Here is a 16,205-nt window from a genome sequence, read left to right as displayed (position 1 = left end):
ATGCTCTGGCCGGCGGCGGAGTCGGTAACGGCTTAGCCGGCCGCGGATTCGGTGGCGGCCTGGGCGTTGGTGGTGCGCGCTTCGGTGGAGTTGGTGCTACCGGGGCTGGATTTGCCAATCGCGGTGCCCTGAGTAACCCGGGCATCCGTGGCGCCGGCTTCGTCGGAAATCACGGATTCGCCGGACGAGGCTTCCAGCGCGGCCGCGGCTTCGGTTACGGCGGCCGAGGCTACGGCTACGGCGGCCTGGGCCTTGGTGTGGGCCTGGGGCTTGCGGGCGTGGGTCTCGGCTACGGCTACGGAGCCCTCGGGGACGACTACTATGGTGGGGATTACGGACCGGCAGGGTATGGTTATGCGCCCGCCGGCTATGGATCCGGCTACGCTCCAGCTGGCTACGGAACGGATGCAACCTCGTCGGATGACTCTGTCGGCTACTGCATCCAACGCTTCCGCTCATACGATCAGCGCACCGGTACCTACCTCGGTAACGATGGCCGCCGGCATAGCTGCCCGTAACCGCGACGGCAGGTTCCAGACCAATGAGGCCCCGGGCAGAGATGCTCCGGGGCCTTTTCTGTTTCAGTCAGGGTAAAGCGTGCTCGGATGGGCGTTCGATCTGGTCGTGCCAAGAGGCGACCGTGGTCGGGCGGTCGGTCAGCGCTGGGTGATCGGTCATCCCAGCGGGGCTACCGCGAGGGCCTTAACAGGTGACGGAGATCGGAGGCCTTGGCGGCTATCTGTTCAGGTGCTCGACCGGCGCAGAGTTGACGGGTTGTTCAGGTACGGATCAGCCGGACGGGCATGCGTCTTGGCGATTAGGGCTGCTGCTTCCCTGCTGGTCAGCGTTCGGCCTTTCGTCGCACGCTGGCTTTTCCTCCGAACCGTCAGCGGCGCACGCAGTTGCCGCCTGACCACGATGGAGGAGAGCACGATGTCGAACCCAGCCAAGGGGCAGCACGGCGACGGACAGCGCCACAGCACGATGAGTGCTCAGGAACAGAAGGCCGCCGAAGTCCAAGAGGCCGGGAGCGCAAAGGCCGGCGCAGGCCACCCCGAGGTTCTCGAGGGTGGGAAGGCTGAGCCACCGACCGAGGGGAAGGGGCATCCCAAATCGGCTGCATCGAATGCACCGGCGGGCGGAACCAGCGACGCGGCGACGAGCTCAGCGACGGTAGGCAAGGCTGAGAAGGAGGCCGCAGCTGCGGCCGGCGCCGACAAGGAGCAGCACGGGCGCGGACACCGAAAGTCGGAGTAGGCTTCCCGCATCGGACATTGCGCTCGGCCCCGCCCCGATCTGATCACGGGGCGGGGGAGCGTCCGATCTCACCAGCGTGTGAGCCGAGCCGATACGCAACGCAGCTCGGCTGTAGGATGGCGGCCGGCGGTTACCGGGTCGTGCCGACACCGGCACCGTCACCGTTCCATACCGGGATCGCTGGCCGAAGCGGGGCGATCGGCATGCTGGAAACCAGCAAGGCGATCATTGCGGCGCGCGAGCTCAGCATGATGGCTGGCGGTTCGCCGGTAAGGGTCCGCCAAGCTGCAACGAAGGCGTCACTGGGCATGGCGGCCAGCGTATCGCTCGAAGGGATGGGGTAGTCCGCAGTGCCGTGCCCAGGCGTGTCCATGCATCTCCAAGAGGGTCAGCCTTCCGTGTGCTGTGACGCTTGCTGAAGAAGATGAATCGGGCGTTCCGGGGTGCGCATGAAAAAGCCCGCCGCGGCGAACCGGGCGGGCTCAGAGTCAAGGGAGGCACGCCGGGATGGCTCGAACGGGTGTGAGCAGATCGTCGTGCCGTTTCATCAACGACTGATTAGCGCCGGCCGCCTCTCCGCTGCACCCAAGTCATCCGTCCCCGCCGCATGTGATGGCGATGCATCCGGACGTGCGTGATCATGCCGGGTCGCGTGGATATCCCGGAGGCGGGACCGGCCGGAACGGCAGCCACGGGTAGCGAGAGACTGGCGAGGCTCGCAGCGGACAGCAGGCTAAGAAATAGGATGCGCATGGGTTTCCTCCGTGCCTGGGCGCAAACAGGGCGCACCGGGCCACTGGGAAGCGTCGCCACCGGACGTTGGTTCAACGATCACCGGCTCAGAACGCGAGCTGCCGCCCCTGATTTTGGACGTAGGCGCGAAAGCCGCCGGGCGCATCGCCACGATCAGCCCACGGCGGCGGGCCGGGCGTAAGCTGTTATTTGGATCGACAATCTGCACAGCGCGGAGTTCATCGTCGCCCGCGTTTCGGTCCCACGCCCACCGCGACCCGTCAATATTGGCTCACATCCGGAAAATTTAACACGGCGCTAACCATTTCTTGCTGATCTTGGTTCGGCCAGAGGTCAGCATGCGACCGAAGATTTTCATAATAGGATTTAGTATATTGGCGGCTCAGCCCGCATTTTCGTATGAAAAGACTGCAAGTCTACAGACCGAAGATCCTTTGACGAAATCGAATTCAGTTACGGCACCAATCTTCCATCGCAGGAATGCAGAAGCTAAGGCACGACAGGATAAATTTGATCGCAGGATCGATTTAAGCAATCGTGAGATGATTGCTTCGATCTGCAGTGGCTGCGAGTCGGGCCAAATTTATCTTATCTCGAACCACCGCCAGGAATTTGACGCGCACGAAGGGAGTTCGATTTCTGCTGAAACCATATATCTCACGAAAAACGGATTCGACCCCGCGCAAGCCGGTGGTGGGTGGGATTGAAAGCCGTATCCGAGCATGCTGACGTCACGAAACGCCCCAGGCGGTTGAGCCGTCGGGCTGAAGCGGTCCTTGAGAGGGGGGGGGCAGACCGCCGCAAGCGGCGGCCCATTCCAGCAGGTTGCTCGGCCCCGCCCCGATCTGCGCACGGGGCGCGGGAGCGTCCGATCTCACGAGCCTCTGGGCTGATACGCAACGCGGCTCGGAACTCGGGGTGATCGGTGGCGGTGAGCGGGTCGTTCGGGACCAACGCTGCGGTTGTCCCGCACCGGGATTAGGGTACGAAAAGCCCGCGCCGGGGACCCGGGCGGGCGGGAGATGAATCGCAGATAGATGGTGCGTCGGCCGCCACGCCGTGCGCCGGGTGCGGCGGACGTAAGCCCGCAGCTGAGGTGAGCCACCCCGGGTGATATGCTCGACAGCATCGGCTTGCCGGTCACGCGTCGCCGGCTTTGGGGGCCTCGCAAAAAAGGCGGGCGAACTCCACGAGGCCGGCTAGAAATCCGATGGCGCAGACGGCTTCGACGTGCATCGTTCGCTCCAACGTGACTCCCGATTCCAAGATGTGGGAGCGTTGGAGCGACACAGCCGCTTGTGTCTCGCTGTTCCATCTCCACCAAAGAAAAACCCGCCGCGGCGGGCTCGGGCGGGTTCAGTTGCCATTGGGTTTTCGAAGGCTCTTGAATAACCCTGGGCAGAGATGATCCGCATCATCCGTTCGAGGGAGGCGTCGCGCACAAAAAGCCCGCTGCGGTCGGCCAGGTGGGCTGAAGTTCAGTCTCGCTGACGAACGAGGTGGATCGGAGCGTCTCACACGACGCTGCTCTGGGCAGGACAGGAGCCGATAGGCGCGTCGGTGAAGCTGAACCCAGCCGTCACGCGATCTGCGGCTCTACCATACGCGAACGCAGAGTCTTCGATCACCGATAGGCACAACGTTGTACTAAACTGCAGCATGCTTTTCAAATTCTACGATCTTATTTGCGATCGCCTCAGTCTGCCAAATTCTGGAATCCAGGAACTTTTTGGCTCGCTGCTGTACCATGTAGCGGACCACTGTCCGTCTTGGCATTGGCCGATAGAAATCCTTCAACTGAGGGTGGGCGCTGATCATATCAGTATAAGGGCTGTAGCCGGCTTTACCCCACGGTATGAACGGCCCATGCCAAGGCCTCGGGTTCGACATGAAATGCTTTATGTGAACATCTTTCAGGCCATTATAAACAAAATTTGCGAAAAATGCAGGGTAATTCCATTTCGTGGAAATTAGACTTATGTGATCTCCAAATGCGACATTCATCGCATCTTGTTCTGTGAACTTGTATTGCGCTAAATTTTTTCCACACAAATTTTGTATTTCTTGATCGATGGCTTTCAGGTCGGATCTTGCGACACGAAAGACGCCGGAATTTATGTAGCGTGCCGCGATACCGCTGCTCAATCCGATCGACCGAAGATAAGCCGTTGTCTTTTTTGACAATCTATCGGGCTCGCCGAAAAGGAGCGCCATAGGATCGGGCGCAGCAAGTATGCTTCCTGAAGCAAGCGGCGCCTCGATGAGTGGATCGATGTTGGCATAGATTTGCGTGTCACCATCGATGTGAATGATATTAATGTAACGTTTATCGAGTATTTTGTCTAGAAAATGTCTAGCCATGTAAATTGGTAAGTTTTTGATTTCACGCCTGTCGTAAAATTGCACCAAGACATTATATTTGGTTGCTATATGCTGTAGAAAGGCTTTGTCTTGGTTCTGAAAATCGAAACCCAGGATCAGGACATCGGCTTTTCCCTTGGAGATATGTCGCCGAGCTTGAGCTGTACTAAGAAGAGTAGGTAAAAAATAATACTTGTCAGTTGTGTAGCAAAAGCAGCAATCGGACATAAGGGTTCCCATTGAGAAAATTGCCGCTCGTTACCTCGATATGCTCATAGCTCAGGTTTGAATACCGTCGCAACGTTGATATGCGATTTTGAGTAGTAAAAGGCAGCGGTTGATCGCAATTCGCTCAGCGAATTCGGCGAATCAGCTTTCAATGACACGCGCATGAAAAAGCCCCGCGCGGAGGCGCCGGCGCGGCTGAGTGGATCCCTAAGATGATTGCGGATCTTGGCGAGCAGCGGGCCAACTTCAGCGAGTCGCTCGGCCGAGCCCCGATCTTCCCCCGGGGCGGGAGCGCGTCCGATTTCACCGCCGTGTGAGCCGAGCCGCGTGCAACGCGGCTCGTGAGGAGAATGGCAGGCACGCGTTCCCGGGCTGTCGCTCGCACCGGACCGGCCTTTGTCTTACGTCGAGACGCCCGCTCACCGCCCCGCCAACCCGTCCACCGCCTTGTCGATCCGGCGCTCGATCTCGTCGCGCGCCACGAAGGCCTCGATGTCCCGCCGGTAGGCCACGCCCTCCAGCTTCTCGTCCATCCGGTCGAGCTTGCCCCCGAGCACGTCCATCTGCCGACCGGTCGCCTCGACCCGCTCGATCAGGCGCCCGATCCATTCGGGCAGATGGTCGGCCATGGATCCGCTCCCGCGTGGGCCGCCCGCCCGCATCGTCCGCGCCTGGGGCGGAATATCGTCCGTCATCGCCGGGCTCCCGAGCCGCCGCTCACCCCTTCGGCCCGACCATCTGCGGCACGATCTTGTCGACCGAGCGGGCCGGCATGTAGGCGCCGATCCCCAGGGTCAGCACCGACCACAGCTCCGCCGGCACGCCCTTGAGCGCGGTCACCACCCCGATCTGCAGCCCGAGCATCGGCGCGACCACGCCGACCCAGGTGATCATCGCCAGGGCCCACAGCACGGTGATCGGCCGGGCGTTGCGGGCGAGCGGGCTCTCGGAGCCGGCATCGGCCTTCATCACTCGGCCATGGCGCGACTGAGATCCCCTTGCTGGTCGATCAGCGCCTTCTGCAGGTCGAGCTGCACCTGCAGCCGCTGGCCCTCGTCGGTCAGCACCTTCGCCAGGATCGGTCCGACGGCCCCGAGCAAGGCCGGGAGGAGAGCGAGGAACCCCATGGTCAGGCACCCTTCTCATGTTGTGGCGGACGGCATCCCGCAGCCACAGCCACCAGGATTCGGCGGGGACGGCCGGCCTGCCGGTGATCGGCGCCAGCGGGTCGGGGCGCGCGGGCGCGATCTGGGCGGCCAGCGTCGCCATCGCACCCTGGGCGCGGGAGGTGTCGGCCGCGAAGGAAATGACGAGCGGTTCGGCCATGCGAAGGGTCTCCGGGTCGGGGCCGCGGATATCTGCGTCGATCGGGTTGTGCTTCGGCGCGTTGTCGCGCGGGCGCTCGACGGTGGCGGGCGCTCATCTGCCGAACTCGATTGGCAAGAGTCCGCTAAGGGTGGATTTCAGCCGGTCCGCTTCCGAGCAGTGATAGCGCCGAAGCGGACATCATCTGTAGACCGCCCGGTGCGCGTGGTCGCTATACGCACAGCCTGCACCAAACCGTCCACGTCACTTGCTGCACGGTTCACGTCCTACCTTCAAATGCATAAAAAAGAAGTAACTTAAGGTATAGTAAGAGGAGCTTCACGTGCTAATGCTGAGCCTGATTAGCTAGAATGTAGGCGCGTGCGGCCAGGGACGATAACGGGCGGCTGAACAGAAAACCTTGTACCTGCCCGCAGCCTTCGCGACGTACAAGCTCCAGCTGCTCTGCGGTCTCGACACCCTCGGCGACAATGCCCATACCGAGACGTTCGCCGATACTGACCACAGCCCTCACGATAGCCGCCGCGTCAGGGTCGGCGATGTCGCGGATGAATGATTTATCGATCTTGATTTTGTCAAAGGGGAAGCGGCGTAGGTAGCCCAACGACGAGTACCCCGTGCCAAAATCGTCCAATGCGACGACGATACCGAGGGATCGCAGTCTATGAAGGCAGGCGATCACAGCATCTCCGTCCTGCATCAGAACGCTCTCGGTCACTTCCAGTTTGAGGCGATTGGCTGGCAGGCCCGTGTCGGCAAGTGCGGTAAGTACCGCTTCCTCCAAACCGCTTCGGAACTGCACGGCAGATACATTGACACCGACAAGGAGTGTCTCTGGCCAAGTCAACGCTTCACTACAGGCCTCGCGCAACGCCCAAGCGCCCAGCGGCACGATCAGGCCGTTCTCCTCCGCCAGCGGGATAAACTCCCCGGGCGAGACGCCGCCGCGAACGGGGTGCTGCCATCGCATCAGCGCTTCCAAGCTGACCACGGCTCCGGTGGTGGCGTCCACGACTGGTTGGTAGACGAGGTAAAACTCACCGCGCCGAACCCCCTCCTTCATATCGAGCCCGAGTTGACCGCGACTCGCAACACGTGCTCCAAAGTCAGGGCAGAAGATACGGTACGTGTTGCGCCCCTCAGCCTTAGCTTCGTAAAGCGCCATATCGGCCCGCTTGAACAGTTCGTCCGCATCCCGGTCGCGCTCTGTGGCGATCGTTAAACCGATGCTCACACCAACTTCCACGATTTGCCCGTCGAGGTGGATAGGTGCTGCCACGGCGGCTATCAGCCGCTCGGCGACAACATCCGCGGCACAGGGTTCGTCGAGATAGGTCAAAACGATCGCGAATTCATCGCCGCCGACGCGAGCGACTGTGTCATAGGGGCGCAGCACAGATCGCATTCGCACAGATACTTCGCGTAGAAGAGCATCGCCCGCTGGGTGACCCAAACTGTCGTTGATCGCCTTGAAGCGGTCGAGGTCACAGACGAGCACGGCAGTCGGGCTGCGCGTTCGCGCTGTTTGGGCGATGGCTTGATCTAGACGATCGTGGAATAACGCGCGATTGGGCAATCCGGTCAAAGCGTCGTGCAAGGCTAGGTAGTGGATCCGGTCCTCTGCTTCCCGACGCACTGACACATCGCGAAGAACGGCAATGTAGCCGGAAAGACTGTCCGCATCTCCCTCATGAAGCCGGCTCACGGATGCTTCGATCCAAACGTGGTGGCCATCTTTGTGCTTGTACCGAACGCAACAGGTTGGTCGCTCATCGATGCCGGCCAGCACCTGCGTCCAGTGCTCAGCGAAGATGTGAGTATCGTCGGCGTGAATCAGGTTGAATGCCTGTGCGCCAATCAGCTCCTCGGGCGTGTACCCGAGAATATTCCGTACCGCGGCTGAAACGTAGGTGCGACGCATGTCCACGTCGCAGAGGACGAAGATATCATTGGCGCTCTGTCGGCGATAAGGCGGAAGCGACGCTCGCTGTCCACCGCCTGCCGTTGCGCACGATGTGTCACGTGATGTGCGATCCGCCCGCGCAGGGCAGCTTCAATGAAGACAGCAAGATCGGAGAGGCGTTCCCGATCCTTTGCGTCGAATACCGCCCGCGGCACGGTATCGGCCACGCACACGGTCACCTTATTCGCCGCGCCATCGTCGAGTGAGATCGGGACGCCGGCATAGAAGCGGAGGTGCGGTTCGTCCGTGACGTATGGGTTACGGACGACGCGATGATCGGCCAGGGTGTCGAGGATGACAAGGGGGATGTGTTGCTGTCCGACAGCTGTGAGCGCACAGAGTGCGTCAGAACGTGACGATGAATTGAGCGACAAGCCCTCGCTGCCTAGGAGAAACTGACACGCCTCGTCGAGCCGCGACACATATGCATAGCGAACACCGAAAAGCGCTGCGGCGACGCGGCAAATGGCGTCGAGCTGCGGGTCGCGAGGCGAGGTACGCCAATTCGCACTGTTGGCGGTTTCAGAGGACGCACAGGGACGCTGGGCCATCGACATCTCAACCCGATTGAATTGCACCCCCATGTTCAAGGAGAACGTTTAACAATCTACGGCATGTATAAAACCGAGATACAGAGTCTATTCGACTCGCGCATCAGACCATTTGTCGCTGTATGGAGTTGCCCCCATCAAACCGGACACGGGGCTGGTTGCATCTGAGCACGGATGAACTCACGCGGTGAGCGCATGGCGAGCCCGCGATGGGGATGGTGTTCATTGTAGTCGGTGAGCCAGGCGCCGATCCGCGCCAGGACGGTGTTGGCGTCGGGCCGGGGTTGGACGCGGGTATAGTCGCGCTTGAGCGTCTTCACGAACGCCTCGCTCACCCCGTTGCTCTCGGGCGAGCGCACCAAATTAACTGCTGTTGATCACCCTAGTGCTCTGACGCGTTCACTTCGTTCATGCGAGTGAACACTAGTTCCTTGGTTTTGCATCAATTTTTCCGGACTCGGCTGACGCCTCCGTCTGGATCGATGCACTAGGGTGTCGACCAGGATCATCTCGTCTACAACCCGATCGCCACGTTCGAGCGCGCCTACCGGTCGGATCGCTCCGATCGAATCTGGATGCCCGAGCATGTCGCGGCCTTCGCCGAGGCGGCCACGCCTGAGATCTGGCTCGCGATGATGCTCGCGCTCCATACGGGCCAGCGGCAGGGGGATCTCCTGGCGTTGCCTTGGAGCGCCTGGGACGGACGCGCGATCACGCTGCGCCAGGGAAGAGCCGACGGCTCATCTATCTACCGGTGACGCGCGCCTTGAAGGCTGCGCTCGATGCGGCGCCGCGCAGGGCTACGACAATCCTCGTGGCAGTTCGCGGGGCAGCCTGGCGCAAGCGCCGATACCACGCGGTATGGAGCGAGACGTTCGCGGCCGCGCGGATCACGGAGGACCCGCACCTCCACGATCTCCGGGGACGGCAGTGACGATGCTGGCCGATGCCGGTTGCACGGTCCTGGAAATCGCAACGATCACCGGGCACAGCCAAGCGAACGCTCAAAAAATCCTGGACCGCTATCTCGCCCGCATGCGCAGCCTCGCCGAGTCAGCGATCGCGAAGCTCGACGATCACCGCCGGATCCGGGACAGTTTACAAACGGACCTGCAAACGGCGTGATGTGCGGTTCCGGAAAGACCGCTAAGCCGTTGAAGGTAATGGTCGGAGTGGCCGGACTCGAACCGACGACCCCCTGTCCCCCAGACAGGTGCGCTACCGGGCTGCGCTACACTCCGACGCCCCATGGGCTCGGCGCTCTTAGCCGTCGCGCAGCGCCTGTGCAAGTCCTTCGCGCGGTCTGGCCCGGGGCCGGAAGCGCTGGCGCTCCCGGCTTGCGGCCGCTACGGGGTGCGCGCGTCCCCGACAGCACTGACGGTTCATGACCGACCGACCGATTGCCTTCGATCTCACGCGCCTGGTCACGCGCCTGCGCCATGCGAGCCCGTCCGGAATCGATCGCGTCGATCTGGCCTATGCCCGCGCCTACCTCGGTCGCGACAGCGTCGGTGTCGTCTCGACGGCGGCCGGGCCGCGGATTCTGGATCGGGATCGCGCGCGTGCGATCGTCGAGGCGGTGGCGGCCGGATGGGTCGAGGATTGCGAGGCGCCAGACGATCCGGTCTATCGGCAATTGACATTGCGCTGCGGCGCGTCGGCCGTTGCGCCCATTAACGAGGTTGCGCGGGCCGGCACCGGGGCACGGCGCCGGATCCAGGCCCGGACAGCGGCCGAGATCGCGTTGCGCGGCCGAACGGTCGATGCGCTCCCTCGGGGCGCACTCTATCTCCATACGTCGCACCTGCGCCTGGACGATCCCCGGCGCTTCGACTGGCTCTACACCCGCCGGGACGTGCGCAGCGCCTTCTTCGTTCACGACCTGATCCCGATCACCCACCCCGAATACGGCCGCGCCGGCGAGGCCGACCGCCACCGGGCGCGCCTGCGCACGATCGGGCGGCACGCCGCCGCCATTCTGGTGAACTCCGCCGATACCGGACATCGCACCCTGGATCACCTCGCCGCCGAGGGCTTCGGCCGGCCGCCGGTGGCGGTGGGCCATCTCGGCGTCGAGCCCGCCTTCGGGCGCGTGGGGCCGCGCTTCCAGCCTGACCGGCCGACCTTCCTGGTCTGCGGCACCATCGAGTCGCGCAAGAACCACCTGCTTCTCTTCCAGATCTGGCGGCATCTGGCCGAGCGGCATGGGGCGGCCACACCCCGGCTGATCGTGGTCGGGCGCCGGGGCTGGGAGGCGGAAAGCGCTATCGATATGCTGGAGCGGTGCCCGGGCGTGCGCGCGCACACCATCGAGGCGACCGGCCTGTCCACGCACGGCCTTGCCGCGCTGATGCGCAGCTGCACCGCGCTGCTGATGCCGTCCTTCACGGAGGGCTACGGGATCCCGCTCGTGGAGGCCGCCGCCTCCGGATTGCCGGTGGTCGCCTCCGACATCCCGGTCCACCGGGAGATCGCCGAGGGCTTCGCCCTCTTCTGCGATCCCCTCGACGGTCCGGGCTGGATCCAAGCAATCGAGTCGCTGGCGACTCCGGCCTCACCGCTGCGGTCCGACCTTGCCGGCCGCCTCGATGGATATAGGCCGCCGAGTTGGGTCGCCCATTTCGACGCTGTGGGGCCGACCCTCGCGGCGCTCTGAGGTCGATCGCGCTCGGCAGGCCCTGGACGCCAAGTTGCACGGGTCGGGCCTGACGAATATGGAAAAGCATCAGTCCGACAGACTGACGAATCTCAGGCAGAACGGAGATCCTGCCGATGCAGGTGGTCGACCTCGATCGCGATGCGGTCAAGCGCGGGCTTGACGACGGCTCGATGCTGGTCATCGATGTGCGGGAGCCGCACGAATACAGCGCCGGACATATCCCCGGGGCGGTCTCGCATCCGCTTTCCAGCTTCGATCCACAGGCCGTCGCCGCCCTGGTGGCCGAGGATGGGCGGCAGCCGGTCTTCTCCTGCGCCTCGGGTATCCGGTCGGTTCATGCGCTGATGGCGGCGCAGCAGGCGGGCCTCGATATCACCCGCCACTACAAGGGCGGCTTCAAGGACTGGTACGGCGCGGGCGAAACCATCGAGTAGCCTGCCGGATCAATCCGGCCTCCGGGGCCGTCATGTGCGCGGGCGCACAAGCAACATCGTTGCTTGCGGGTTACGGCGCGCTGGCGGCGGAACTATCGTCAAGCTCGGCGCGACCGATGGTCGGCCTATGGACAGCAGGACCCGATGCGCAGCCGGCTTCCCAGCCTTCTCACCGTGCTCTCCGGACTGGCCGTCGGCCTCGCCGCGGGGCCGCTTTCGGCGCCAGCTCACGCCCAGGCGCCGGGCGGCCCTCCGCCGAAGGTCACCGTGGCGAAGCCCGTGGTGCGCCAGATCATCGAGCAGGACCAGTATACCGGCCGCTTCGAGGCGATTGATTACGTCGAGGTTCGTGCCCGGGTCACCGGCTACCTCGAGAAGATCAACTTCGTCGACGGCCAGACCGTGAAGAAGGGTGACGTTCTGTTCGTCATCGACCGCCGTCCCTACAAGGCGGCCCTGGAGCAGGCCCAGGCGGCTGTGGCCTCCGCCAAGGCGCGCCAGTCCTTCTCGCAGACGGATCTTGAGCGTGCGCAGACCCTGTCGCGCAGCGGCAACATCTCCGAACAGGTCACGGACCAGCGCCGGCAGGCTTCGCAGACCGCCCAGGCCGACGTCGACAGCGCCCAGGCCGCCCTCAACAACGCCCAGCTGAACTACGACTTCAGCGAGGTGAAGGCGCCGATCAACGGCCGGATCAGCCGGCGTCTGGTCACCGAGGGCAACATCGTCAGTGCCGATCAGACCATGCTGACGACGATTGTGTCGCTCGACCCGATCTACTTCAGCTATACGGTCGATGAGAAGGCGTTCCTGAAGTACCAGAGCAGCCTCGGCATCGGCATGGGCCAGACCCAGCAGGGCAAGGGCGTGCCGATCCTGATTGCATTGTCGGGTGAGCCCAAGCCGACCCGCAAGGGTACGCTCGACTTCGTCGACAACCGCGTCGACAACGCCACCGGCACGATCCTGCTGCGGGCGACCGTCCCGAACGCCGATTTGTTCATCAAGCCCGGTCTGTTCGGCATCGTCTCGATGCCGGCAACGAAGTCGTTCGAGGGGGTCATGATCCCCGACGAGGCGGTGGCCGCCAATCAGGACAAGCGGATCGTCTACCTCCTCGGGCCCGACAACGCGATCCAGCAGAGGGACGTGGTGCTCGGGCCGAAGGTCGATGGCTACCGGGTGATCCAGTCGGGGTTGAAGGGCGACGAGCTGGTCGTGGTCAACGGCACCTCGCGGGTGCGGCCGGGCGTGAAGGTGACGCCCGACACGATCGAGCTGCCCCCGAGCAAGACGTGAGCCTGACCGGCTCGCCAGGACTGCCTTCGCGCGCGCCGAGCGGCGCGCCCCGCACCGACGACGCAGGGCCCCGTCCGGGAGACCGGCGGGCCTCAGAGGTTTGACCGATGCGTTTCGCCCATTTCTTCGTCGACAGACCGATCTTCGCGTCCGTCACGTCGATCGTGTTCCTCATCCTCGGCTTCGTGGCCTACGAGAGCCTGCCGGTCTCGCAGTACCCCGAGATCGTGCCGCCGACCGTGACGGTGCGCGCCTCGTACCCGGGCGCAAACGCCGAGACCGTGGCCGCCACGATCGCGACGCCGATCGAGCAGGAGGTCAACGGCGTCGACAACATGCTCTACATGACGTCGTTGTCGACCAACGACGGCAACATGCTGCTGACCGTGACCTTCAAGGTCGGCACCAACCTCGATATCGCCAACGTGCTGGTGCAGAACCGGCTCTCGGTGGCCCAGCCCCGCCTGCCGCCGGACGTGCGCAACCTCGGCGTCACCGTGCGCAAGGCCTCGCCCGACCTGATGCTGGTCGTGCACCTGCTCTCGCCGAACAAGACCTACGACCAGAACTACCTCGCCAATTACATCTACCTGAACATCCGCGACGAGCTGCTGCGCCTCGACGGCGTCGGCGACATCACGATCTTCGGCGGTAACGAATACGCCGAGCGGATCTGGGTCGATCCCAACAAGCTTGCCGCCTACGGCCTCTCGGTCACCGACGTCACCACGGCGTTGCAGGAGCAGAACGTCCAAGTGGCGGCCGGGCAGCTCAACGGCCCGCCCGCGGCCAAGAGCGAGGCGTTCCAGCTGGTCGTCCAGTCGCAGGCCCGCTTCAAGACGCCCGAGCAATTCGCCGAGGTGATCATCAAGGCGCAGGACGGGCGCCTCGTCCGGGTGAAGGACATCGCCCGCGTCGAGATGGGCCAGAAGGACTACACCACCAACTCCTACCTCAACGACACGCCCGCGGTGGGCATCGGCGCGTTCCAGCGGCCAGGCACCAACGCGCTGGACGCGGCGGCGTCGGTCAAGAAGGTGATGGAGACCGTCAAGAAGAACTTCCCGCCGGACGTCGAGTACCGCATCGCCTACAACCCGACCGAGTTCATCGAGGAGTCGATTCACGAGGTCTACAAGACCCTGTTCGAGGCGGTCGGCCTCGTGGTGATCGTGGTGCTGGTGTTCCTCCAGAGCTGGCGGACCGCACTGATCCCGGTGATCGCGATTCCCGTTTCGCTGATCGGCACTTTCGCGGCGATGGCGGCCTTCGGTTTCTCGCTCAACAACCTGACCCTGTTCGGGTTGGTGCTCGCCATCGGCATCGTGGTCGACGACGCGATCGTGGTGGTGGAGAACGTCGAGCGCAACATGGCCGAGGGGCTCTCCGCGGGAGACGCCGCCCACAAGACCATGGACGAGGTCGGCGGAGCGGTCATCGCCATCGCCCTGGTGCTGGCCGCGGTGTTCGTACCGACCGCGTTCATCCCGGGCATCTCGGGCCAGTTCTACAAGCAGTTCGCGCTGACCATCGCGGCCTCGACGCTGATCTCGGCGTTCAACTCGCTCACCCTGTCGCCGGCGCTCTGCAAGCTGCTGCTGGTGCCCCACCATGCCCGTAAGGAGCCGAAGTTCTTCCTGACGCGGTTCGTGGCTTGGCTGGCGAACGGCTTCAACCGCGCGTTCGACGCGACCTCGAACGCCTATGGGCGGACCATTCGCGTCCTGACCGGCGGGATCGTCGGTTTGGGCGTGATGCTGCTGATCTACGCCGCGGTGATCGCCGGCACGCTGCACCTCGCGCAGACGACGCCGACGGGCTTCATCCCGGACCAAGATCAGGGCTACCTGATCGGCGTCGTGCAGCTCCCGTCCGGCGCTTCCCTCGACCGCACGACGGACGTGATCCTGCGCGCCGCCAAGCAGGCCCGCACGGTCGACGGCGTGGCCAATGCGGTGATCATCGCGGGCTTCGACGGCGCGACCTTCACCAACACCACCAATGCCGGCGTGATGTTCCTGACGCTCAAGGGCGCGAAGGAGCGTGCCGAGACCGGACGCAGCGCCGGGGCGATCACCGGCGACGTGCTGAAGGCTACCTCGGACATCCAGGAGGCCCGGGTGATCGTGATCCCGCCGCCGCCCGTCCGTGGCCTCGGCAGCGGCGGTGGCTTCAAGATGCAGATCGAGAGCCGGCAATCGTCGGAGATCGGGCCGCTGATGGCCGCGGCTGGCGCGGTGATCGGTCAGGCGAACCAGAGCTCCGACGTGCAGCGCGTCTTCACGACCTTCGACAACTCGACGCCGCAGCTCTTTCTCGACATCGACCGCACCATCGCGCGGATGCTGAACGTGCCGCTCGCCAACGTGTTCTCGTCGGTTCAGGCGGATCTCGGCGGCACCTACGTCAACGACTTCAACACCCTGGGCCGCATCTACCAAGTGCGCCTGCAAGGCGACGCCGCCTTCCGCACGTCGATCCAGGACATTTCCCAGATCAAGGTCCGCTCCTCCACCGGCGCGCTGGTGCCGATGGGCACGCTCGCCTCGGTGCGCGACGTGACGGGACCGCAGATCGTGCAGCGGTTCAACCTGTACTACTCGGTGCCGGTGCAGGGCGTGGCCAAGCCAGGCATCTCGACCGGTCAGGCGCTCGACGCCATGGAGGAAATCGCCAAGAAGAACCTGCCCGACGGCTATTCCTACGACTGGACTGAGATCGCCTATCAGCAGAAGGCGGCGAGCGGCACTGCGGGCGCGGTCTTCGCCCTGGGCGTGCTGCTGGTCTTCCTCGTGCTCGCCGCGCAGTACGAATCCTGGGCCTTGCCGCTCGCGATCCTGCTGGTGGTGCCGACCGGCGTGCTCGCGGCGCTCGCAGGCGTGCAGTTCCGCGGTCAGGACAACAACATCCTGACCCAGATCGGCCTGATCGTGCTGATCGGCTTGGCTGCCAAGAACGCGATCCTGATCGTGGAATTCGCGCACGACATCGAGCAGCGCGAGCATCTGAGCCCGGTCGACGCGGCGGTGGAGGCCTGCCGCCTGCGCCTGCGCCCGATCCTGATGACCGCCTTCGCGTTCATCCTCGGCACCCTGCCGCTGGTGATCGCCACCGGCCCCGGCGCCGAGATGCGCCAGGCGCTCGGCACGGCGGTGTTCTTCGGGATGATCGGCGCGACCTTCTTCGGCCTGTTCCTGACGCCGGTGTTCTACGTGGTGATCCGCCGCTTCTCGCTCTGGCTCGGCCGGTTCCGGAAGAAGCACACGCACGGCGATCACGGGGACGCTGCGCCGGCCCACGGCTGACGCGCCGCTCCGGCTTCTGGAAGCCGCGTCCGATCCGCCAGGATCGGGCGCGGCTTTCGCGCGACGGGA

16 protein-coding genes, 1 tRNA gene and 2 pseudogenes are annotated in these 16,205 nt (G+C 63.9%); 11 read left to right on the top strand and 8 right to left on the bottom strand.

The window, feature by feature from the left end:
* From OXS49_RS19090 to OXS49_RS19075, 4 genes are all read left to right on the top strand, one after another.
* Positions 1-518: BA14K family protein (locus OXS49_RS19090; RefSeq protein ID WP_267426178.1), on the top strand; the 518-nt coding region annotated here is incomplete at its 5' end.
* 415 nt (positions 519-933) lie between these two features.
* Entirely contained in the window at positions 934-1,257 is a 324-nt protein-coding gene (locus OXS49_RS19085) for a hypothetical protein (protein WP_244007910.1), read from the top strand.
* 203 nt (positions 1,258-1,460) lie between these two features.
* Complete coding sequence (locus OXS49_RS19080; protein ID WP_267426177.1) at positions 1,461-1,601, top strand: hypothetical protein; 141 nt, start codon at positions 1,461-1,463, stop codon at positions 1,599-1,601.
* Positions 1,602-2,348: 747 nt separating this feature from the next.
* On the top strand, positions 2,349-2,717 hold the full coding sequence (locus OXS49_RS19075) for a hypothetical protein (RefSeq protein ID WP_267426176.1): 369 nt from the start codon (positions 2,349-2,351) through the stop codon (positions 2,715-2,717).
* Positions 2,718-3,657: 940 nt separating this feature from the next.
* On the opposite strand, the gene OXS49_RS19070 is transcribed toward OXS49_RS19075, so the two are convergent.
* The 6 genes and pseudogenes from OXS49_RS19070 to OXS49_RS33690 all read right to left on the bottom strand — a co-directional run.
* Positions 3,658-4,599, bottom strand: coding sequence for a glycosyltransferase (locus OXS49_RS19070; protein ID WP_267426175.1), 942 nt, complete (start codon positions 4,597-4,599; stop codon positions 3,658-3,660).
* A 419-nt stretch (positions 4,600-5,018) separates the two neighbouring features.
* Complete coding sequence (locus tag OXS49_RS19065; protein ID WP_267426174.1) at positions 5,019-5,294, bottom strand: hypothetical protein; 276 nt, start codon at positions 5,292-5,294, stop codon at positions 5,019-5,021.
* 22 nt (positions 5,295-5,316) lie between these two features.
* Positions 5,317-5,568 carry a 3TM-type holin gene (locus tag OXS49_RS19060; RefSeq protein ID WP_267426173.1) on the bottom strand — a complete coding sequence of 84 codons (252 nt, stop codon included), beginning with the start codon at positions 5,566-5,568 and terminating at the stop codon, positions 5,317-5,319.
* Positions 5,568-5,726 (bottom strand): hypothetical protein, encoded by a 159-nt coding sequence (locus tag OXS49_RS19055; protein WP_267426172.1) that lies wholly within the window; start codon positions 5,724-5,726, stop codon positions 5,568-5,570. Before OXS49_RS19055 ends, OXS49_RS19060 begins: the two co-directional genes overlap by 1 nt.
* A 524-nt stretch (positions 5,727-6,250) precedes the next feature.
* Positions 6,251-7,561 carry an EAL domain-containing protein gene (locus tag OXS49_RS33695; RefSeq protein ID WP_346016960.1) on the bottom strand — a complete coding sequence of 437 codons (1,311 nt, stop codon included), beginning with the start codon at positions 7,559-7,561 and terminating at the stop codon, positions 6,251-6,253.
* Positions 7,550-7,873: pseudogene (locus OXS49_RS33690) on the bottom strand (PAS domain-containing protein); the annotation flags it as partial. The gene OXS49_RS33695 and the pseudogene OXS49_RS33690, both read right to left, overlap by 12 nt.
* A gap of 77 nt (positions 7,874-7,950) precedes the next feature.
* Between OXS49_RS33690 and OXS49_RS19040 the strand changes: the two are divergent.
* A complete protein-coding gene (locus OXS49_RS19040) occupies positions 7,951-8,094 on the top strand; it encodes a hypothetical protein (protein WP_267426171.1) in 144 nt (47 codons plus the stop codon).
* Positions 8,095-8,576: 482 nt separating this feature from the next.
* On the opposite strand, the pseudogene OXS49_RS19035 reads toward OXS49_RS19040, so the two are convergent.
* Positions 8,577-8,798 (bottom strand): annotated as a pseudogene (locus tag OXS49_RS19035) (integrase core domain-containing protein); the annotation flags it as partial.
* 216 nt (positions 8,799-9,014) lie between these two features.
* On the opposite strand from OXS49_RS19035, the gene OXS49_RS33685 reads away from it, so the two are divergent.
* Both OXS49_RS33685 and OXS49_RS33680 read left to right on the top strand, forming a co-directional pair.
* A complete protein-coding gene (locus OXS49_RS33685; RefSeq protein ID WP_346016959.1) occupies positions 9,015-9,197 on the top strand; it encodes a hypothetical protein in 183 nt (60 codons plus the stop codon).
* A gap of 178 nt (positions 9,198-9,375) precedes the next feature.
* Complete coding sequence (locus OXS49_RS33680; protein ID WP_346016958.1) at positions 9,376-9,564, top strand: hypothetical protein; 189 nt, start codon at positions 9,376-9,378, stop codon at positions 9,562-9,564.
* 39 nt (positions 9,565-9,603) lie between these two features.
* Here the strand turns inward: OXS49_RS33680 and OXS49_RS19025 are convergent.
* A tRNA-Pro gene (locus tag OXS49_RS19025) sits at positions 9,604-9,680 on the bottom strand.
* A 143-nt stretch (positions 9,681-9,823) separates the two neighbouring features.
* Here OXS49_RS19025 and OXS49_RS19020 point away from each other — a divergent pair.
* From OXS49_RS19020 to OXS49_RS19005, 4 genes are all read left to right on the top strand, one after another.
* Positions 9,824-11,095: a glycosyltransferase family 1 protein gene (locus tag OXS49_RS19020; protein WP_267426170.1), complete on the top strand. Its 1,272-nt coding sequence runs from the start codon at positions 9,824-9,826 to the stop codon at positions 11,093-11,095.
* 116 nt (positions 11,096-11,211) lie between these two features.
* A complete protein-coding gene (locus OXS49_RS19015) occupies positions 11,212-11,532 on the top strand; it encodes a rhodanese-like domain-containing protein (protein ID WP_244005424.1) in 321 nt (106 codons plus the stop codon).
* Between the two features lie 144 nt (positions 11,533-11,676).
* On the top strand, positions 11,677-12,831 hold the full coding sequence (locus OXS49_RS19010; RefSeq protein WP_267426169.1) for an efflux RND transporter periplasmic adaptor subunit: 1,155 nt from the start codon (positions 11,677-11,679) through the stop codon (positions 12,829-12,831).
* Positions 12,832-12,938: 107 nt separating this feature from the next.
* Positions 12,939-16,136 (top strand): multidrug efflux RND transporter permease subunit, encoded by a 3,198-nt coding sequence (locus tag OXS49_RS19005; RefSeq protein WP_243920791.1) that lies wholly within the window; start codon positions 12,939-12,941, stop codon positions 16,134-16,136.
* Positions 16,137-16,205: the final 69 nt, after the last annotated feature.

It is taken from the genome of Methylobacterium sp. GC_Met_2 (assembly GCF_026540795.1).
Classification (GTDB): Bacteria; Pseudomonadota; Alphaproteobacteria; order Rhizobiales; family Beijerinckiaceae; genus Methylobacterium.
This window is presented reverse-complemented; position numbering and strand designations above follow the sequence as displayed.